The 18506-nt window shown below is 59.8% G+C and carries 19 protein-coding genes and 1 pseudogene; 3 read left to right on the plus strand and 17 right to left on the minus strand.

Features of this window, described 5'->3' with window-relative positions; genetic code table 11:
• Window positions 1-2: 2 nt before the first annotated feature.
• The 7 genes and pseudogenes from NKJ17_RS13715 to NKJ17_RS13745 form a co-directional block, all read right to left on the minus strand.
• On the minus strand, window positions 3-1004 hold the full coding sequence (locus tag NKJ17_RS13715) for an ABC transporter permease (protein ID WP_352688843.1): 1002 nt from the start codon (window positions 1002-1004) through the stop codon (window positions 3-5).
• Entirely contained in the window at window positions 1001-2521 is a 1521-nt protein-coding gene (locus NKJ17_RS13720) for a sugar ABC transporter ATP-binding protein (protein WP_352688845.1), read from the minus strand. Before NKJ17_RS13720 ends, NKJ17_RS13715 begins: the two co-directional genes overlap by 4 nt.
• Window positions 2522-2611: 90 nt before the next feature.
• Entirely contained in the window at window positions 2612-3595 is a 984-nt protein-coding gene (locus NKJ17_RS13725) for a substrate-binding domain-containing protein (protein ID WP_352688848.1), read from the minus strand.
• Window positions 3596-3627: 32 nt separating this feature from the next.
• Window positions 3628-4404 carry an SDR family oxidoreductase gene (locus NKJ17_RS13730; RefSeq protein WP_352688851.1) on the minus strand — a complete coding sequence of 259 codons (777 nt, stop codon included), beginning with the start codon at window positions 4402-4404 and terminating at the stop codon, window positions 3628-3630.
• 5 nt (window positions 4405-4409) lie between these two features.
• Window positions 4410-5582: a galactonate dehydratase gene (gene dgoD / locus NKJ17_RS13735; RefSeq protein ID WP_352688854.1), complete on the minus strand. Its 1173-nt coding sequence runs from the start codon at window positions 5580-5582 to the stop codon at window positions 4410-4412.
• Window positions 5583-5761: 179 nt separating this feature from the next.
• Window positions 5762-6076, minus strand: a pseudogene (locus NKJ17_RS13740) (alpha/beta hydrolase); the annotation flags it as partial.
• A gap of 435 nt (window positions 6077-6511) precedes the next feature.
• The gene (locus tag NKJ17_RS13745; RefSeq protein ID WP_352688857.1) at window positions 6512-7096 is read right to left on the minus strand and encodes a glutathione binding-like protein; all 585 of its coding nucleotides are present in this window, start codon (window positions 7094-7096) and stop codon (window positions 6512-6514) included.
• A 421-nt stretch (window positions 7097-7517) separates the two neighbouring features.
• Here NKJ17_RS13745 and petA point away from each other — a divergent pair, with 421 nt between their 5' ends.
• Genes petA through NKJ17_RS13760 form a run of 3 tightly spaced genes read left to right on the plus strand, consistent with a single transcriptional unit; the run spans window position 7518 to window position 10879 of the window.
• The gene (petA, locus tag NKJ17_RS13750) at window positions 7518-8027 is read left to right on the plus strand and encodes a ubiquinol-cytochrome c reductase iron-sulfur subunit (protein ID WP_352689007.1); all 510 of its coding nucleotides are present in this window, start codon (window positions 7518-7520) and stop codon (window positions 8025-8027) included.
• 15 nt (window positions 8028-8042) lie between these two features.
• Window positions 8043-9338, plus strand: a complete 1296-nt coding sequence (locus NKJ17_RS13755; protein ID WP_352688860.1) for a cytochrome b — start codon at window positions 8043-8045, stop codon at window positions 9336-9338.
• 23 nt (window positions 9339-9361) lie between these two features.
• Window positions 9362-10879 (plus strand): mechanosensitive ion channel family protein, encoded by a 1518-nt coding sequence (locus NKJ17_RS13760; RefSeq protein WP_352688863.1) that lies wholly within the window; start codon window positions 9362-9364, stop codon window positions 10877-10879.
• A 285-nt stretch (window positions 10880-11164) separates the two neighbouring features.
• On the opposite strand, the gene NKJ17_RS13765 is transcribed toward NKJ17_RS13760, so the two are convergent.
• The 10 genes from NKJ17_RS13765 to NKJ17_RS13810 all read right to left on the minus strand — a co-directional run bounded on the left by NKJ17_RS13765 (window position 11165) and on the right by NKJ17_RS13810 (window position 18153).
• Complete coding sequence (locus tag NKJ17_RS13765; RefSeq protein ID WP_352688866.1) at window positions 11165-11596, minus strand: DUF1810 domain-containing protein; 432 nt, start codon at window positions 11594-11596, stop codon at window positions 11165-11167.
• A gap of 42 nt (window positions 11597-11638) precedes the next feature.
• On the minus strand, window positions 11639-11920 hold the full coding sequence (locus NKJ17_RS13770) for a GNAT family N-acetyltransferase (RefSeq protein WP_352688869.1): 282 nt from the start codon (window positions 11918-11920) through the stop codon (window positions 11639-11641).
• A gap of 55 nt (window positions 11921-11975) precedes the next feature.
• Window positions 11976-12710, minus strand: a complete 735-nt coding sequence (locus NKJ17_RS13775) for a sensor histidine kinase (protein ID WP_352688872.1) — start codon at window positions 12708-12710, stop codon at window positions 11976-11978.
• Window positions 12711-12837: 127 nt separating this feature from the next.
• Window positions 12838-13275: a CBS domain-containing protein gene (locus NKJ17_RS13780; protein ID WP_352688875.1), complete on the minus strand. Its 438-nt coding sequence runs from the start codon at window positions 13273-13275 to the stop codon at window positions 12838-12840.
• Between the two features lie 137 nt (window positions 13276-13412).
• A complete protein-coding gene (locus tag NKJ17_RS13785) occupies window positions 13413-13934 on the minus strand; it encodes a carboxymuconolactone decarboxylase family protein (protein ID WP_352688878.1) in 522 nt (173 codons plus the stop codon).
• 257 nt (window positions 13935-14191) lie between these two features.
• Window positions 14192-14839 (minus strand): HD domain-containing protein, encoded by a 648-nt coding sequence (locus tag NKJ17_RS13790; RefSeq protein ID WP_352688881.1) that lies wholly within the window; start codon window positions 14837-14839, stop codon window positions 14192-14194.
• Between the two features lie 45 nt (window positions 14840-14884).
• Window positions 14885-15286 carry a cupin domain-containing protein gene (locus NKJ17_RS13795; RefSeq protein ID WP_352646006.1) on the minus strand — a complete coding sequence of 134 codons (402 nt, stop codon included), beginning with the start codon at window positions 15284-15286 and terminating at the stop codon, window positions 14885-14887.
• Between the two features lie 42 nt (window positions 15287-15328).
• Window positions 15329-16087 (minus strand): SDR family oxidoreductase, encoded by a 759-nt coding sequence (locus tag NKJ17_RS13800; RefSeq protein ID WP_254818504.1) that lies wholly within the window; start codon window positions 16085-16087, stop codon window positions 15329-15331.
• A gap of 65 nt (window positions 16088-16152) precedes the next feature.
• Window positions 16153-16944, minus strand: coding sequence for an alpha/beta fold hydrolase (locus tag NKJ17_RS13805; RefSeq protein WP_352688884.1), 792 nt, complete (start codon window positions 16942-16944; stop codon window positions 16153-16155).
• 459 nt (window positions 16945-17403) lie between these two features.
• Entirely contained in the window at window positions 17404-18153 is a 750-nt protein-coding gene (locus NKJ17_RS13810; RefSeq protein WP_352688887.1) for a glucose 1-dehydrogenase, read from the minus strand.
• Between the last annotated feature and the right edge of the window lie 353 nt (window positions 18154-18506).

The raw sequence follows: 18506 nt of genomic DNA on the forward strand, positions 1-18506 counted from the left end.
CGTCATGTCCTGTTCAAGTGGTACTCGGCAATTACCACAGCAAGTATCAGCAGCGAGCCCTTGGCAAGCAACTGATAGAAGGTTGGCACGGACGTCAGTATCATCCCGTTGTTGAGGACGCCAATGATGGCGACGCCCAGCAGCGCGCCGATGATCGTACCCTTCCCGCCCTGCAAGGCGCAGCCACCCAGCACGGCCGCTGTGATGGCCTCGAGTTCCAGACCTTGGGATCCGGATACGGGCTGCCCCGAGCCGGTACGGGCAGCCAACAGAATCCCGGCCAATCCGGCCGTCACTCCACTCATGATGTAGATGCCGACGCGGTAGCGGTTGATGTTGATGCCGGAGAAGCGCGCGACAACGGGATTGCCGCCCAGGGCATAGATGTTACGCCCAACGATCGAGCGGGCAAGGAAGAGATGGAACACGATCGCGGTCAGCAAAAGAATCCAGATCAGCAGAGGCAAGCCGAGGATTTTTCCGATCCCGATGAAGCGGAATGTGTCGCTGAAGATCGCGATCGATTGTCCATCGGACATGATGAATGCGATGCCGCGGAAGATCGCCATCGTACCGAGAGTCGCGATGACTGCGTTGACCCGCCCATAGGTGATGATGATGCCGTTCACGAGACCGGCAAGACCGCCCAGGACCAGGCCGGCAACAATGCCCACCGCGGGTGATCCGGTGGCCTGGATGGCCATTGCGGTCGATACTGTGGTCAGACCGACAATTGCGCCGACAGCGATATCGAGCCCTCCGGCGACAATAACCACGGTCTGGCTCATCGCCAGAACGCCCAGGATGGTAATACCTAGACCGATGTTCAGCAGGTTTCGGCTGGAGAAGAACACGTCGCCTCTCAGGATGCCGAAAATGAGCACGAGGATGGCGAGAGCAACCAGAAGGCTTATGTTGTGAATGCCGATGCGCTCCGCGATGCGTAAGGACGCGCGCCTTTTGTCGGTTTGTGCTGTTGCTGTCCTGAGTTCAAGGCTATTCACTGAATTTGTCCTCCGAGCGATGGCACAGATTGCGGCATTGCGTGTTTCAGGATCGTGGCCTCGTCGATGTCGGGGCGGGAAAGTTCGGCGGTGATCCGGCCTCCAGCCATGACGAGCACCCTGTCGGCGAGCCCGATCAGTTCCGGCATTTCCGAGGAAATCAGGATTATGCCGATGCCGCTGGCGGCGAGTTCATCGACCAGGCGATAGATTTCCGCCTTGGCGCCGATGTCGATGCCGCGGGTCGGTTCGTCGAGGAGGAGAAGCATCGGCTGCCGCGCAAGCCAGCGCGCGAGAACGACCTTCTGTTGATTGCCGCCCGACAGTTTCGAAACCTGTTCGTCGAGGTTAGGCGCCTTGATCGACATCTTTGCTGCGAGCGGTGAGACAATCTCCAGCGCCTTGCGCCGGTTGAAGAAGCCGAAGGTCGATGTCCTGTCGGGCACGCAAAGCGAAGCGTTGTCAAGAATGCTGCGGAACAGCAGCAGGGCTTCGTGCTTGCGGTCTTCCGGGGCGAAGCCGATGCCCGCCACGATCGCTGCATGCGGGCTGTTAGAGCCAACGGGCACGCCATTCATCGTTATGGTTCCGCCGAGGCGCCGATCATAGCCGACGATCGCCTTCGCCAGTTCGGATCGGCCCGCCCCCATAAGGCCGGCGATGCCGAGCACCTCCCCGCGGCGGACCTTGAGGCTCACATCGGTGACGTGGTCGGTGGTCAGGCCCGTCACCTCCAGCAACGGTTGCCCCGATTGCCACGTCTCGCGCGTAAACAGATCGGCGATGTCGCGGCCCACCATGAGCTTGGCTATGGTCTGCTCGCTGGCACCGGCAGCGGGGGATTCGTCGACCAGCCGGCCGTCCCGTAAAACGACAATGCGGTCTGCTAGGTCGATGATCTCGTTCAGCCGGTGAGAGATGTAGACGATCGAAGTGCCCTCTTCGCGCAGCCGGCGGATTACTGAAAACAGACGGCGCGCTTCGTCGTCGGTCAGTGACGAGGTCGGCTCGTCGAATGCGATCAACTGGCCGCCGGCACGTATTGCGCGCATGATTTCGATCATCTGACGCTGCGCCGGACCGAGCGTGCTGCAGAGTTGCCGCGGCCGCATATCCTGTTGCATGCCGAAGGTCGCAAGCACCTTATCGGTCTGCTCCTCCAGCCTGTGCCAGTCGAGCAGGACGCCCGCCAGCCGCGGCAGTTCCCCAACGAAAATGTTCTCGGCCACGGTCAGGTTCGGAACGATCTCCGGCTCCTGATGGATGACGCGTATTCCGGCTCTGTGGCTGTCGCGCGGTTCGCTGAAAACGATCGGTGTGGAACTGTGCAGCACAGTGCCGGTGTCCGGTGCGAACACGCCCTCGAGAATTCGCATCATCGTCGATTTGCCGGCCCCATTCTCGCCAACCAGGGCGAGCACCTCTCCCGGCCGAAAGGCAATCGAGACGTTGTCGAGCGCCTGCACGACGCCGAAGCGTTTCGATATCCTATCGAGCGAGAAGAAATCCGATTGCATCAAAGCTCACTCCCGAGGATCGTGTGTGCGCTGACAACCTGCCGGCCCAAAAAGCGTCATGCGCCCTACGGCGCATGACGCATAGCCGGTTCAGTGGCAGAGCTTGGCTTTGTAGTCCGACGCAAAATTGTCGGCGGTGATGTATTCCGGGTCGGTGAAGGATTGAACGGGAAGCTTCGTTCCATCCTTGATCGAGGCCAAGAGAATCTTCACCGCAAGCGCGCCGTGATTTTCCGAATTGAGCCACATCGTGCCACGGAATGCCGAGGGCTTTCCTGATCCGAAGGCGTCGCAGGCGCGGCTCCCGTCGATGCCTATCCCCATGCCCTGGTCTGCGCTATAGCCGGCATTCTCCAGTGCTCGCGCACCACCCAGCACGCCATCATCGTTGCATGAGTAGAATATCCAGTTCGTGACGCTGGGATTGGCCGTCAATGTGGTGGTCATCACGTCGATGGCGTTGACCATCGTGTTGTCGTAGGGAACGCGCACGATATTCCCAGGCTTGAAATCGGGCACCGCCTTCAGGAACGCTTCTTCCGCGCCCTTGTTGCGCTGCATGCAGGTATCCGCCTTGCGATCCTCGATCGAGGCGATACGCACCTCTTTGCCCGCCCAGCCGTCGGCCTTGTAGAGCTTGGCGAGCTCTTCGCCCACCCGCGCACCGATGTTGTAGGCATTCATGCCGACATAGGGGACCTGGGTGCCATCCTGGTAGTAGATATCGTCGTCGACCGCCACCAAGGGAATTTTAGCGGCCTTTGCTTTCTCCGCGATGACTGGTCCCAGCGCCTTGTCGGGGACGACGATGGCGATGCCTTTCACACCATCGCCGACCATCGTATCGAAGGTCGTGATCGTCAAATTGGCGTCGAACTGGACGTCCTGCGACACGAACGCGGCCCCTGCCGCCTCAGCCGCTTTCCTGGCGCCACCGACTTCGGCGACAAACCATGGATGGTCACCCATCTTGTTGATGTAGCCGATCTTGATTTCGTCTGCGCTTGCTGCGCCACTCATCAGTCCGGCAGCCAGTACCGCAAATGTCGCCAAAGCCTTTGTTGTGGTTTTCATGAAGATCCTCCCTGAGAGCTCTTTGGTGATTGCTAGTCGTGGTAGAGAACCGAGCGCCCACCATCGATGGTGATCGTCTCGGCACTTATGAACGGCGCTTCGTCCGAAGCGAGGAAAACCGCCGTCATTGCAACCTCGTCCGGCCGGCCGATGCGCTTGGGCGGATGGAGGTCGTAGGCTCGCCGCTTCTCCTCGGCGGGGTTCGGGAACGTGTTCCAGTAGGCCTCCGCGATCGGCGTCTCGATATAGCCGGGCGCGATCGCGTTCACCCGGATACCGCGTGCGGCGTATTCAATGGCCAGCGAACGGGTCAGGCCCAAAAGTGCATGCTTGGCGACCGGGTACGGGAACGTATGGGGAATGATCTGGAAGGCGTGACAGCTCGCTATGTTGACGATGGACCCCGAGCCCTTCGCCAGCATCGTCGGCAAAACCGCCTTGGCGCAGAACCACGCGGCCTGGAGGTCGAGCTTAAGGCAGCGCTCCCATTCCTCATCCGGCATCATCAATGGTTCGTAGAAGACGTTGGCACCGGCATTGTTGACCAGAATGTCGACGCCGCCATAGGCCGTGATCGTCCGCGCGACCATGTTCGCGACCGCGGATGCGTCGGTGACGTCAGTCTCGACGAACAGAGCGTCCGCGCCTTGTGCCAGCAGTTCGTCGGCGATCGCTTTCCCGCTTGCCGCATTCAGTTCGGCAATAACGGTCTTTGCCCCATGCATCGCGAAGGCGCGGGCGGTGGCGGCACCAATGCCCTGGCCCGCTCCCGTGACGATTGCGATCTTTCCTTGCAGCCGGCCTGCCATCGCATTCACCAGTCGACCACGGTGCCGTCCGGCATGACGGCATTACGGGCATGCAGCACTTCCTGCTTGAAGGGGTGGCGCGCGATCACGTCCTCATTGACGGTGACGCCAAGGCCCGGCAGTTCGGGCAGATCCCAGCGGCCTGGTTTACGCTGAATTGGCCAGGTGACGACGTCGTCGTACCAGGCGACGGCACCGGACATCTCCTCCTGAATGACAACGTTCGGCGTCGATATGCCGAAATGAAGAGCAGCCACACCGGCGATCGGACCAAGCGGGTTGTGCGGCGCAAGGCCGATGCCTGCGGTTTCCGCCATGGCCGCGATCTTCTTCGTCTCGAGCAGACCGCCAGTGTGGCAAATATCAGGCTGGGCAATGTTGAAGGCGCGGGCTGCGATCGAGTGCGTAAATTCGCGACGTCCGATCAGCCGCTCGCCGGAGGCGATCGGCACGGCTGATCGCGCCGTGATATGCGCCAGTCCGGCAACATCTTCGGGTGGAACGGGCTCTTCCGCGAACATGATGCGGGCCGGCTCGATTGCCTTGAGGTAGTCCATCGCCGCGTTAACCGATGCAGGGCGTCCGTGGAAATCGACCATGATCTCGATATCCGGGCCTACCGCCTCGCGAAGTGAGCCAACCATATTGGCAACGGAGTCGACTGCCTTGGCGGGCGATACGTAGTGGGTGTAGGGAACGCAGACGACTTTGACCGCGTCATAGCCTGCTTGCGTCACGATGCGTCCGCGTTCCACAATCACATCCGCGGATCCGGTCTCATAGACCGCCTTCATGTCCCCGAGGCCGAGATGCGTGTAGGTGCGCAGATAGTCGCGGACCTGACCGCCCAAAAGGCGCCAGACGGGGACGCCCAATGACTTGCCCAGGATGTCCCAGAGCGCGATCTCGATGCCGCTGACGGCAGACATTCCCTCGACGCCAAGACGCCAAAAGCCGTGGCGCGTAAGTATCTGGTAGCACTGCTCCACGTTGCGCGGATCTTGCCCGACGAGCAGGGCCTCAAGATCCTGAAGCGCCCCAACGACGGCTCGGGTCTTCCATTCCAGCGTCGCCTCACCCCAGCCAAACAGCCCGGGCTCGTCGGTTTCGACCCGAACGAAGACCCAGTTGCGCATTTCCGCGTTGCAGACGCGCGCCTTGATGGCCGTGATTTTCATCGGTCCTCCCAGACCTGCCGTTTTTTGAGGGCAATATGTATGATTTATTACCGATAATATGGACGAGTCAAGCGCAATGTCGATGTGGACCAGGGCCGCGCCTCGATCTTCAACGCGCAACCATCATGTCCTCGCCGCCCGTCCAGCGCAGGCATCAGCAGCTCGCTCAGCTTGCCTGATCAGTATTCGCCAACGTCGATGACAGCCTGGGCAAAGGCTTGCGGGACTTCTTGAGGCAAGTTGTGGCCGATACCGCCGGTGATGATCCGGTGCGTGTATCTGCCCGAGAATTTCTTGGCGTAGGAACTGCTGTCGGGATGGGGTGCGCCATTGGCATCACCCTCAAGGGTAACGGCCGGCACTGTGATCACGGGAGCTTCGGCCAGCCGGTTTTCCAGAACGTCATATTCCGGCTCGCCATGTACCAGGCCGAGCCTCCAACGGTAATTGTGTATGACGATACTGACGTGATCCGGGTTATCCAGGCCGCCGGCGCGCTCAGGCCGAGTTCGGTGGCGGCGAACGTCATTGCTGTCGCACCGACAATGCGCCGGCGTCGATGATCAACCGTGTCGGGGCCTTACTCGCATTCATGATGAAGCCTCTATGACGACCAACAAGCGGGAACGACTAGACCGCCCGCATCGGCCGACAGGAAATATTGCGCTTGTTTCGATGGTGACTGCGGCGAATCCAGTATTGTAACCACTCGGTCAGGGGGCAGTGCGGCGAGCTCTGACAGAATGTCAGTAAGGTCCAGCGTTTCCTCGATTTCCCTTCGGAGAAATTCGAGATGTAGGCCGTCCCCACGCTTGGAAGCGGCAGGATGTAGCATCCGCAGAAACGGCAGCATGAGAATGACTCCTGATCTTCTGTTGGGGAGAGAGGATATGTTGCGTCTGATCTTATGCTCGCGGCCACCCTCGGCTTTAGACGAGGCCCTCACGATTCATTGCGACGCGCACAGCCGGTCGGGCAGCCATTCGGGCGCGGAGCGCTTGCAAAGGCGCGGGAACAGGGACGTGGAAGCGGGCCGCCCAAAGCAGCATCACGAAAAGATAAAAATCCGCGACGCTGGGTTTGTCGCCGAACAGATAGTCGGTCTTGAGCCCGTCTGCGAAGAACTCGAGTTGGCTCGTAATCGTCGCGCTCGCCTTGGCCTTTTCAGCATCGCTGCTTTGGTGCCACATCGGCTTGAAGCTTCGGTGTATTTCAGTCGAGACATAGGTCAGCGCTTCGAGAACGCGCGTACGGCCCAAAGGCCCTTCCACTCCCAGTGCCGGGTATCGTGACGCGAGCCAATCGAGGACGGCGATGTTTTCCGTCAGCGTTTCGCCGCTATCCAGCACGAGGGCTGGAACATACCCCTTGCGCGTCACGGTGGTGAAATCGTCCCCGGAGGCCGTCCGCTTGGTTTTGAGATTGACGGTTTCGCGCTCGAAGGATGCACCAGCCTCCTCCAGCGCGATGTGGTCGGCCAGGCTGCACGCGAGAGGGCTGTAGTAGAGTTTCACCGCTTTTCCCTTTTCTGAACCCGATTGAATCGCGCTGGTCGTCGTCGGGCGGAAAACCTGCCACGCGAGACAACCGCTCCAAGAACTCGCACTTGGCGGGGACGACGACTACGACACCGACAGCTAGACATGCCTATGCCGAGGTATGGTCGGGCTGAAGTTTGGGATCGCCGTGCGCAATGCCGGGGCATATCCCAGCTCAGTGGCCAACGGTTATTGGGAGGAATCCAGAACCTTCCATGATGGCATCATCGCCAGCCCGGCCAGTCCTTCGCTCAGGAAATCCTAAACGAAAGTATTGGACGCGCGCGCCGTTGGCACGATGGCTCACACCCGGCCACGGCCGGCATATTTCGGGCGATATGAGCAGACTGGAAAGGCGAAAGCCGTGGCCTGCTTTTGCTCGATTGCCACCAACGCGATGACGCAGCTTCCAGCAATAGGAGTCGCCACCATGGCCCACCTTTCCGAAACCTCCACAGCCGAGCACACATTGCGCGTCGAAGCGCCCGCCGCGATCGAGGTCGACGTCTCATCGCTGACGCCGGGAACGTCGCTGATCGTCGACTGGCATGGCAAGCCGGTGGTCGTACGCAACCGATCCGAAAAAGAGAGGAAAGACGCCGAGGCGGTCAGTCTCCCCGAGCTCAAGGATCCAATCGCCCGCAATGCCAACCTGCCGGCCGATGCGCCGGCAACCGACGCCAACCGAACTGTGCCGGGCAAGGAAGCCTGGGTAGTGATGATCCAGGTCTGCACCCATCTCGGCTGCATCCCGCATGGTCAGGAAGGCGATTTCGACGGCTGGTTCTGCCCCTGCCACGGTTCGCAATACGACACCGCCGGCCGCATCCGGAAGGGGCCGGCACCAGAGAACATGGCGGTACCGGTGTTCCAGTTCGTTTCCGACACCAAGATCCGTATCGGCTGAGGCAGGGGGCTTTCGATGAGCGGCGACAAATACTCGACCTATACGCCCAAAACCAGAATCGAACGTTGGCTCGACGCCCGCCTGCCGCTGCCGCGGCTGGTCTATGACAGCTTCATCGTCTATCCCGTCCCGCGCAACCTGAACTACGCTTATACGTTCGGCGGCATCCTCACGATCATGTTGGTTTCACAGATCCTGACCGGCATCGTGCTGGCGATGCATTACGCTCCTGATACGGGGCTGGCCTTCAATTCGGTCGAGAAAATCATGCGCGACGTGAATTCGGGCTGGCTGCTGCGCTATCTCCATTCCAACGGCGCGTCGTTCTTCTTCATTGCCGTCTACATCCATATCTGCCGCGCGCTCTACTATGGTTCGTACAAGGCGCCGCGTGAACTGCTGTGGGTGCTCGGTTGCACCAACCTCCTGCTGATGATGGCGACGGCCTTCATGGGCTACGTGCTGCCTTGGGGACAGATGTCGTTCTGGGGCGCTACTGTCATCACCAACTTCTTCACGGCCATTCCGCTGGTTGGCGACTGGCTCCAGCAGCTTTTGCTCGGCGGCTTCGCGGTCGACAATCCGACGCTGAACCGCTTCTTTGCGCTGCATTACCTGCTGCCATTTGTGCTTGCGGGCGTGGTGACCTTGCATATCTGGGCGCTTCACGTCGTCGGCCAGAACAATCCGACCGGCATCGAGGTCAAATCGAAAACCGATGTCGTGGACTTCACGCCCTATGCGACCGTCAAAGATGCCTTCGGCATCCTCGTGTTCCTGTTCTTCTTCGCCTACTTCGTCTTCTACTTGCCGAACTATCTCGGGCATCCCGACAACAATAGCATCGCCAATCCGCTGAAGACGCCGGCCCACATCGTGCCGGAATGGTACTTCCTGCCGTTCTACGCGATCCTGCGGGCCATCACGTTCAATATCGGGCCGATCGATTCCAAGCTCGGCGGCGTGCTCGCGATGTTCGGCTCGATCGCGGTGCTGTTCCTGGTGCCGTGGCTCGACACCTCGAAGGTGCGCTCGGCAGTCTATCGCCCCTGGTACAGGGTGCTCTTCTGGCTGTTCGTTGCCAATGCCCTCTTTCTCGGCTGGCTCGGCTCCCGGCCGGCGGAAGGCGCATACGTCGTGATGTCCCAACTGGCGACGCTTTACTATTTCGCGTTCTTCCTCATCGCCATGCCGGTGCTCGGGCTCATCGAAAAGCCGCGACGGCTGCCGAATTCGATCACCGAAGCAGTGCTCGAAAAAGACAAGGCCAGGGGCAGAGGCCCGATCGCCGGGCCGGAGACCAAACATTGAACTGGGCATTGCGGTGATCGTTCATGAACTGGTGGAACTCTCCTCTGGTCTACATCGTGTTGCTCGGCCTCGCCGGGATCGTCGTTTGGTCTCTCATCCCCAGACGCTTCGCCAATGCGAAGCTGGTCGTCCAACTCGCCTTTTTCGTCGCGATGTCGGCCATGGTTCTCCACCTGCGCGTCGTGCCGTACGAGGCCGCAGGGGACAACGAGACAACCGGAGGAGCGATCCTCATCGGCTCGGTCAAGCTGCTCTGGTGGGTTCACCTTGCCTGGGCGCTGATCGGATTTGTCCGTATCTATCTCGTCTTTGAGCGAAAGCCGCGCGAGGCACGTCTCCTGCAGGACGTCGTGGTCGGCATCGTCTATGCTGGAATGTTCCTGTCGATCCTGGCGTTCGTCTTTGCAGTGCCGGTCGGAACGCTCATTGCCACGTCGGGCGTGTTTGCCGTTATGCTGGGACTGGCGCTCCAGAATACGCTTGGCGACGTATTCTCGGGGATCGCGCTTAACCTCGGCCGCCCTTACGTGCTTGGAAACTGGATCATTCTGGGCGACGGAACCGAAGGCCGCGTTGTCGAGACCAACTGGCGGTCGACTCAACTCCTTACCCCGACCCACAATGTCGTCGCGCTGCCAAACAGCCTTCTCGCCAAGATCGGGGTAACAAATTTAAGCGGTCCGGACGAGAGCCATGGACTTGCCGTCACCGTCAAGGTGGCGCCAACGAAGACGCCGGCGATCATCGTAGATCTCATGCGCACTGTCTTGCTGAGCTGCAATTCAATCCTCCAGGACCCTTCGCCTTCGGTTACCATCAGAAGCCTGGATGCTGCAGCTATCGAGATCGAGTTGTCGTTTCGCGTCGCAAGTATTGACCAGCGAAGTGCCGCTCGGAACGACATCTTCGATCTCATTTATCGCCATTCAAAGTCGACCGGCATGCTGCTGGCGCAGCCACTTTCGGCTTCGATTGCCATGACCAACCGGCCGAGCCACGAGACGGCAGCCTCGCAAGGCTTCACCCCGATCGACCTCATCAATTTCATACCGGTATTCTCGGCACTGACGGGTACCGAGCACGAGTCGCTCGCCAAAGCGGCCTCGGTTCGCATCTACCATAAGGGCGAGATCATCGCACGACAGGGAGAGATGCTGCCGTCGCTCATGATCGTACGGACGGGAGTCATCGTCCGGCAAATTGGCGAGGACGATGATCAACTGAAGGAGATCGGCCGGCTTGCACCTGGCGATTTCTTCGGCGAGACCGGCCTGCTCGCCGGCATTGGCGAGATGTCGAGTTTGCGGGCAATGACCCCCGTCACGGTTTACGAGATAGACCAGGAAAGCTTTGCGCCGCTGCTGCACGACAGGCCCGAAATGGCCGAAGATCTTGCCGCGATCCTGTCGATGAGGGTGTCGGCCTTTAATGAAAGCGGCATCGCCGGACAGCACCACGCGAGCTCCAAATTCGCGCTCCTCAAAGCCATTCAGACGGTCTTTCGCGCCGCTCCGTTCAAGCGCGTTCGAGCACCTGGCTGACAAGGCATGCAGAAGGACAGAGATCCATGACCGTCCGCCAAAGCGATATCACAGGCATCGATACACTCATCCAGCCGGCTATCCGTGATTTTGCGGACGGACTGAAGATAAGGCGCGCATTGCCCTCCTCGAATCGCCTCATGATCGGGCCCTTCATCCTGTTCGACCATTTCGGCCCCGCTATATTCGACGCAGGTCACGGTTTCGATATGGGACCGCATGATAAGGCAGCGGATGGTGACCTCTGCGCCGCGACGGCTTTACGCCGCTGGCACGAGCAGACCACTACGACATCAAGTAGAGATCGTTCATCGTTTCCTCGTCGAGCAAACCGTCGAACCAGACGTCGAAGATTGTCTCGAGCAGAAACTCGTCGTTGCTTGCTTCGGAAAACAGCGTGAGGGACGCGTGCAACTTCTTCGCATCAACCTCACCGAAGACAGCGCGAGCGCTCAGGCCGGAGAGCCGTTGCAGGGTGCCAACGCATTCCCGATAACGGCCTCCGAGGATCGGAAATGAGAGATAGGCGCTGGCTTCGTCGAGCGATGTGATTGCATATGGCTCAGGCGCTGCACCACTTTGCCTTGTGGCCAACCTTGGGAAAATGAACTCCATGTAGGGAGTGCACATCATCCCTCGACGTAGAATGGCCAGCGCGTCGTCGTAGACCGGATCCTGTGCGCTGACGAACCTCTGCAAATCATACTCGTCAGGCATTTGGATAGATCCTTGGGAAACCCTCAACATTCGTGCCCATGACTAGCCGCCGACGACATCTGCATAGTCCGGGTGCTTGGCGAAAAAGCGGCTCATGAAGGGACATTTCAAGATCGCTTTACGGCCGGTTTTGCGGAGCAGTTCGAAGGTCCCTTGGGCCAATTGCGACGCGATCCCCTGTCCGGAAAATTCCGACGGGACTTCGGTGTGTATCAGCGCAACCTTCCCGCCCTCGAGCCGATAATAGGCCGCCGCAAACCTATCGCCGGCGATCGGCAGCTCGAAACGATGCTGTTGGACGTTTTCGACGACTTGTGCATCCATCTTTATCTCTCGATTGTATGTCACGTTTATCACCGGAGGCAGATTGGCGGGGCCGCTATCGCATCGCAGGCAACCGCAGAGTGACGGTCGTGCCTGCCCCAAGTGTGCTCTGAATATCGATGCTTCCGCCTGATTGCTCGGCAAAGTGCTTCACCATCGGCAATCCGACGCCGCCGAGGCCTTCGCTTTTGGTGGTGAAGAACGGATCGAAGGCGCAGACCATCGTCTCGCTGGTCATCCCGATACCGTTGTCCGCGACACGGATATCTACCTGACTGGCGGCGGAGTTTTCAGAGGCCAAGCCGGCATCGATCGAGATGAAACCGCCGTCAGGCATTGCATCGCGCGCGTTGAACAGAAGATTCAGAACCGCATTTTGCAATCCAAAGCGATCGCATCGCACCAAAGGCAGGTCGGACCCGACCCGAAGCTCAAGACCGAAATTGGCGTCCAAGGCGCTCCGTACGAGGGTTTCGATCTCAGCCAGGCAAGCACCTACGTTTGTGTATTCGATTTCAGCGTGGCTCTCTCGGGCCAGGCTGATGGTTTGCCGGACAAGGCCACCAGCCCGCTCCAAAGCCGTTTTGGCGCCGGCAATTACAGGCCCAAGCGCCGGAGCCGCTTGGATGTTCGGATCGCGGGCCAGGTGGTTCAACGCCGACGAGGCGACCTGAATGAGATTGCCCAGGTCATGGACGATGCCAACCGTCGACATTTGCACGGACATACCACTGCCAGGGCCATCGGGCGGGCCGTCGAAGACATCTTCCTTTATGTCCGGACGAAACATTTCATTCCCCGCTGGCTAAGTCGTCACCTATTTGCTCCAATACGCTATAATTTACGACCTTTATTTTCTACTATATCTAAGAAGACGCCGATGCATACTTCCGTATATTCAATCGCGAGACCATGCTCTATTGATAGCCGATCCCGCTGATGTAGTTGGCAAGCAGCCGTTCCTGCAGTTCCTCTTGTTTAAAGAGCGCCTTCATCGCATCACGGATATCGAGGACGCCTAGCGGTTTCGAGTCAGCCCCGAGCACCGGCACATTCTGCAGGCCTTGCGCGGCCATGGTCTGCCAGACTGAATGAAGATCATCATCGGGACCACAGGACACGATGGACCGGCTCATCAATGCCGCAATCGCCGCTTCTGTTGACCCTGAATTGGCCAGATGGCGGACAAGGTCGGACTTGCTCAGCACGCCTGCCGCCTCCCCACTGCCGTGACACACCACGACCAGGCCTATTGCGGGCCTGGAAAGTGAGAGTGCCGCACTGCGGAGTGGAGCGTCGACATCGACCACCATGAGACGGGCCGATATTACTGGATGCAGACTGTCAATGCGCATGACGCCCTCCTGAGAGCGCCTCGCGGCCGTGGCCGGGAGGCTGAGATCGGTTCCAGTGTTGGTCGCCGAGCTCGGCGACTTTGCCCGGCCGCTCAGAATGGCTCACAAACAACCGCCATTCTGACCCATTCCAAAGATTAGCTCAGCGCTGCTTTGCTCAGGCCAAACTTCGCATCGCCCGAGCCCGGGACGGGTTTGAAGCCGATGTTCAGACGGTTCCAAGAGTTGACCGCCATGACAACGAAGGTCAGATCGGAGATTTCCTTCTCGGAAAGCTGCGACCTGACCCGATCGTAGATCTCGTCCGGGACACCCTGCTCGGGCAACTTCGTCAAGACTTCCGTCCATGCCAAGGCTGCACGCTCGCGAGGAACGAACAAGGTCGAATCCCGCCAGGCTGCCAGGTGGTAAAGGCGCAGTTCGCGCTCGCCATGAATCTTCGCCTGTTTGACGTGCATATCGAGGCAGAAGGTGCACCCGTTCATCTGCGCGGCTCGGACGGCAACAATATCCCGGATTGGCTCTTCGATCGACCCCTCTCGCGTCGCACCAAGAAATTCAATAAATTTCTTCAGAAGTTCGGGCGACTGCTCAGCATAACTCGCGCGTTGGGCGGCGGCTTTTCCTTTCGGAGCGACCGGTGACGCTGCAATATTCATTACTTTATCTCCTTGAGGTGTTTGCAATCCATTGCAGCGTAAGGATGATCGGTGAGCCAAATTGTTACTATCGTGCCCGATGATATGTATTGCCATTCAATAGGTCGGCGCGCCTAAACCGAAGTATAGGAAGCGGTGGAACGCTGCCCTCGGCAATTCGCTTTGCCGCAGGCATGCGACAGGCGCACAGCGTTTGGGTCACTTGAAGGGCGAGGCTGAACCGACCGGTGTCGATTGAACCTGGATCGAAACTGCGTTCACGCTTCGAAGGGAGCGTTCATCACAAGATCAACTGCCGAAGTCGCCTTGTAGCCTGAAACAAAGCGCTCGCCGAAGTCCCGGGCAAAGTTGTCGTAGGTGGTTTCCGGCCTGACCTCGGCGATATGGCAAAAGCATCGCGTCATCCGCCGCTTCATCCCGAGGCGCGGAAATTCGCCAACGATCTTTGCAATCTCGGCTGACGAAACGAGGCTGTATTGCAAGCCGACGACATCGAGGCAGATGCCGGCTGTGCACAGCGCCACCTCAGCCTCCTTGTAGAGGCCGATCGACGGCGTCGAGTTGAGGGCGACGCTGTCCCAGATCAATTGGGCGCGCCGCTCGTCGAAGCCGCCTTCCCGAACGAAGGTGCGGGCAAGATCGGCGCCTTCCACTTCGAAACGGCGCGGCCCGGCGAAGTCCTCATTGAGCGTGACGTCATGCAACAGGGTTGCAACGGCAACAACCTCCGCGTCGTGCTGGATATTCTGAATCTGTCCGATCCGGGCCGCGAAAAGCCAGGATCGGACAACGTGGTTGAACAGGTAGGGCTCACATCGCTGGCGGGCATGTTCGATCGCTCGGCCAACAAGCGGTGTATCGGGGACCGAAATCCCTGCAAGTGTGCGGCTGGCGATCGAATTCATGTCACTGACCGTCCTTTCGCATACGATGGTCCGGGGGCCGCGATTTCATTTCGCGTTCGTCGTCAGTTCCGTCTCGCTGGTGTCAACGACGAAAATAGCAAGCAGACGAGCGCCTTCCGTCTTGCTGGCGTTTTCGCTGACGGCATGACGGTCGCCCGGGAATTCGGAGAAACTCTCGCCGGCGCGATAAGTCTTCACCGGCCCATCGTTGACCTGGCTTCGGATCGCCCCCTCCAGAACCGTGGCATAGATGAACGCGGATTTGGGATGGGTATGGGCCGGCGACGTACCCCCCGGCGCGTACTCGACGAGCACGGCCTTCATGCTCTTGCCGGGCACGTTTGGAAGGGCCTGGTCGTAGACAAGCTTCACGCTGGCGGCGTCATTGGCCATTGCTGCGGTGACGGAAGCGGCGGTGAGCGCGGCGCAGAGAAGTGTTCTGATCATGTCTGGTCTCCTTATTGTGAGAATGGCCTATCCGGTGATTGCTTATTTCGGTGGCGTGTATCGGCTGAGCCAATCATCGAAACGCACGGCGCCGATGCGCGCATTCTCGCCGGGCACCAGCGTTCGGTCGTCGATTGCCACTTGGCCGTAGTAGAGCGCGCCGGGATCCGGGACGACTTTGCGCGGGTCGTTGGTGGCCTTCAGGAAGCGCTCGACAAGTTCGCTCATGCGAACACGCTCCGGGCCGGCAATTTCGATCATGCCGTTCAACGGCGCGGCAAGCGCGACGTCCGCCATCGCATCGGCAACATTATCAGCCGCCATGGGTTGGAAGTAGGCCGGCGACATATGAATGGTATCCCCGACGGCGCCCGTGTTTGCGATGGCGGCGGTGAATTCGAAGAACTGAGTGGCGTGAACGATGGTGTAAGGAATTCCTGATTCCCTGATCAGCTTTTCCTGAAGCAACTTGCCGCGGAAATAGCCCATGCCCTGCAGCCGGTCGGTACCGACGACCGACAGCGCCACGTGATGACGGACGCCGGCGGCCGTTTCGGCGGCAAAAAGATTACGCCCGGATGCCCCGAAGAACTCCAGGGCAGCCTTTTCCTCGAACGACGGCGAGTTCGCCAGGTCGACGACGACCTGCGCACCGGCAAGCGCGGCCGCCAGACCCTCTCCCGTAACGGTGTTGACGCCCGAATTCGGCGACGCCGCAAGCACGTCGTGTCCTTTATTTCGCAGCCTCTCCACGGTCTTTGAACCGATCAGCCCGGTTCCGCCGATGACGACGATCTTCATGTCTGGTCTCCTGGTGTTGCGTGTTTATTTTCGTTGCTCGATCGGATGCAGGCGCTTCCAGCCTGCTACTGACTGACCGATGCAGCAGCATCCTCGATGAGTGACGTGACCTCGTCGGGATGCGAAACCATGAGCGCGTGGGACGCACCCTCGATGACGACGGTCTTTACCGCGTGCGCACGCTTGGCCATGAAGCTCATGACGGCTGCCGGGATGTTGCGGTCATCCGAGCCGTAGATCATGTAGGACGGCAGCGTCTTCCATGAGGCGACGCCCGAGGTTTCAGCCAGAGCCGCCTGCGCAACAGGACGTTGAGTGGCAGCCATCAGCAAAGTCTGCTCTTGCGGAACGTCGGCGGCGAACTGGGCGCGGAACTTGGCCGGCTCGATGAAGAGGTCTTGCCCGCCGTCCGGCAACGCTACCGGAGCAAGCGCGCTCCCCAAGGTGCTGCCGGGAAACATGCTGGACAACGTAAGGCTCGATTCGCCGGTATCCGGCGCGAAACCCGCCACGTAGACCAACGCCTTTACGTTGGGATTGCCATTGGCGGCCTCGGTGATGACAGGCCCGCCGTAGGAATGCCCCACCAGCACGACCGGCCCGGAAACCGACCGGACGATGGCTGAGACTGCTTTCGCATCGCTGGCAACGCCGCGGAGCGGATTAGCTGCGGCTATCGCTACATAACCGTCTTTACTGAGCTTGGTGATGACTGCGTCCCAGCTCGACGATTCCGCGAAGGCGCCGTGCACCAGTACGATCGTCGGCTTGGGCTGAGAATTGGCGGCCTGCGCCATCCCGCCGCCCGACGCGGCCAGCGCTGCGGTGAGCGCCAGGGCTCGAGTTATGTTTCGCATTTGCTTTCTCCCGTGTGGCCTGTGGTGACCAATGCTCAAGAGAATGCGCCGACGCTGCCCGCCAACCTATTGTGCGGAAGGGTCTGTCATACAATGCCAAGGTGCAGGGTAGGTCACCGGGGAGATCAGGTGCCCTGCAGCATAATTGAGGTATCTATGCCGGGTGTGCATTGTCGGCGGACGCCGGAACAGACACTGAGGGCGCGCGGCCGGAGAGCTGTGTTTGCAAGACGCCGCTGCCGCCGTGGCGAGACCTGGCGATCCGACTTCTCTTGCGCGTCGATCCCTGCAATGCGACTTGCTATTTACGTGGCTCAATTTGCGCCACGTCGACAAAACGTGTCGCCTCCGACCTATTTGGCGCGAGTCGTGCGGCAGCTTCCCAAAAAATTTTCGTGAGGAAGACCGATTGCTCAGCCGATAACCGGCAGTCTATTGGCGCGATCTCGCAGTCATGGCTCAGAGCACTGCCATCCCGCCATCCACCCGCAGATTGATGCCCGTGACGAAACTGCTCGCGTCCGAGGCAAGGAACAGAGCAGCTTTTGCCAGCTCTTCCGGCTGCCCCATCCGGCCCAGGGGTATTGCCTCCGCCATCGCCTTTTCAAACAGCCCGCGCTGCTCAAACGGTATACCTAGCTTATCGAGAATAGCCGTATCCACCGGACCTGGGCTGAGCACGTTGACCCGGATGCCGCGAGACTTCAGTTCGATCGCCCAAGCGCGCGCAAAGGCATTTATGGCCGCCTTCGAGCCCGCGTATACAGCATGACCGTCCAGGACCTTCTCGCTGGCGAGCGAGCCTGTGAGGATGATTGCGCCGCCGTTCCGCATGATCGGAATCAGCTTCTGGACGCCGAAGAAGACGCCTCGCGTGTTAACGGCAAATTGCGCATCATATTCTGCCTCGGAGACGTCGGCCGAGTGCGTGATGGTGTTTATGCCGGCGTTCGCCATATAGATGTCGAGCGCCGCGAACCTCTGGCGGATCTGCTGCGCTACCTCGTCATGGTGCGACACGTCGGCCACATTTCCCTGAATGCCCAGCGCGCCTGCCCCGATCTGTGCGACCGCTTCCTCGACCGCCTGCCGCCGGCGGCCGGTAATGACGACTTGCGCGCCCTCGGCCGCAAAGATTTTTGCAGCCGATAGTCCGATCCCGCTGTTTCCGCCGGTGACCACCGCGATCTTACCTGAGAGTGCGCCCATGTCGTTCCTGCCTTCGAAAAATTGTGCCGGTGCTGCTGCGATGGTCGCAACTGCTGGCCAAGAAAATTTCACGCCGAATTGAGACCGCCAAAATGAGCGGCAATCGCAAACGGCTACCGATTGATAAACTCCCGGCGATTAGCCAGTTTGACGTCATCGAGAGCGCTTTGGCCTTCAAGGCGCGGCGGCGACCCCCGACAGCGCGACGTAGTGTCGAACGCCAGCGATCGCCTCCGCGCTGCACAGGCGCAGTTGCCCGAATGGCAGCCCTGTCGCAGCATATGTTTGCCGCCTTTGCCAGCGCTCTAACTCGATGGCGCAGTGGTTCGGTTCCACAATCCGGGACATGAGCC

Source organism: Mesorhizobium sp. M0208 (genome assembly GCF_040322015.1).
In the GTDB taxonomy this organism is placed as follows: Bacteria; Pseudomonadota; Alphaproteobacteria; order Rhizobiales; family Rhizobiaceae; genus Mesorhizobium.

Bases quoted from the DNA above. Each gene is read 5' to 3' on its own strand.
- NKJ17_RS13720 (WP_352688845.1), bottom strand. From the start codon at position 2,521: ATGCAATCGGATTTCTTCTCGCTCGATAGGATATCGAAACGCTTCGGC.
- NKJ17_RS13725 (WP_352688848.1), bottom strand. From the start codon at position 3,595: ATGAAAACCACAACAAAGGCTTTGGCGACATTTGCGGTACTGGCTGCC.
- NKJ17_RS13730 (WP_352688851.1), bottom strand. From the start codon at position 4,404: ATGGCAGGCCGGCTGCAAGGAAAGATCGCAATCGTCACGGGAGCGGGC.
- dgoD (WP_352688854.1), bottom strand. From the start codon at position 5,582: ATGAAAATCACGGCCATCAAGGCGCGCGTCTGCAACGCGGAAATGCGC.
- petA (WP_352689007.1), top strand. From the start codon at position 7,518: ATGACGCAGCTTCCAGCAATAGGAGTCGCCACCATGGCCCACCTTTCC.
- NKJ17_RS13755 (WP_352688860.1), top strand. From the start codon at position 8,043: ATGAGCGGCGACAAATACTCGACCTATACGCCCAAAACCAGAATCGAA.
- NKJ17_RS13760 (WP_352688863.1), top strand. From the start codon at position 9,362: ATGAACTGGTGGAACTCTCCTCTGGTCTACATCGTGTTGCTCGGCCTC.
- NKJ17_RS13765 (WP_352688866.1), bottom strand. From the start codon at position 11,596: ATGCCTGACGAGTATGATTTGCAGAGGTTCGTCAGCGCACAGGATCCG.
- NKJ17_RS13770 (WP_352688869.1), bottom strand. From the start codon at position 11,920: ATGGATGCACAAGTCGTCGAAAACGTCCAACAGCATCGTTTCGAGCTG.
- NKJ17_RS13775 (WP_352688872.1), bottom strand. From the start codon at position 12,710: ATGTTTCGTCCGGACATAAAGGAAGATGTCTTCGACGGCCCGCCCGAT.
- NKJ17_RS13780 (WP_352688875.1), bottom strand. From the start codon at position 13,275: ATGCGCATTGACAGTCTGCATCCAGTAATATCGGCCCGTCTCATGGTG.
- NKJ17_RS13785 (WP_352688878.1), bottom strand. From the start codon at position 13,934: ATGAATATTGCAGCGTCACCGGTCGCTCCGAAAGGAAAAGCCGCCGCC.
- NKJ17_RS13790 (WP_352688881.1), bottom strand. From the start codon at position 14,839: ATGAATTCGATCGCCAGCCGCACACTTGCAGGGATTTCGGTCCCCGAT.
- NKJ17_RS13795 (WP_352646006.1), bottom strand. From the start codon at position 15,286: ATGATCAGAACACTTCTCTGCGCCGCGCTCACCGCCGCTTCCGTCACC.
- NKJ17_RS13800 (WP_254818504.1), bottom strand. From the start codon at position 16,087: ATGAAGATCGTCGTCATCGGCGGAACCGGGCTGATCGGTTCAAAGACC.
- NKJ17_RS13805 (WP_352688884.1), bottom strand. From the start codon at position 16,944: ATGCGAAACATAACTCGAGCCCTGGCGCTCACCGCAGCGCTGGCCGCG.
- NKJ17_RS13810 (WP_352688887.1), bottom strand. From the start codon at position 18,153: ATGGGCGCACTCTCAGGTAAGATCGCGGTGGTCACCGGCGGAAACAGC.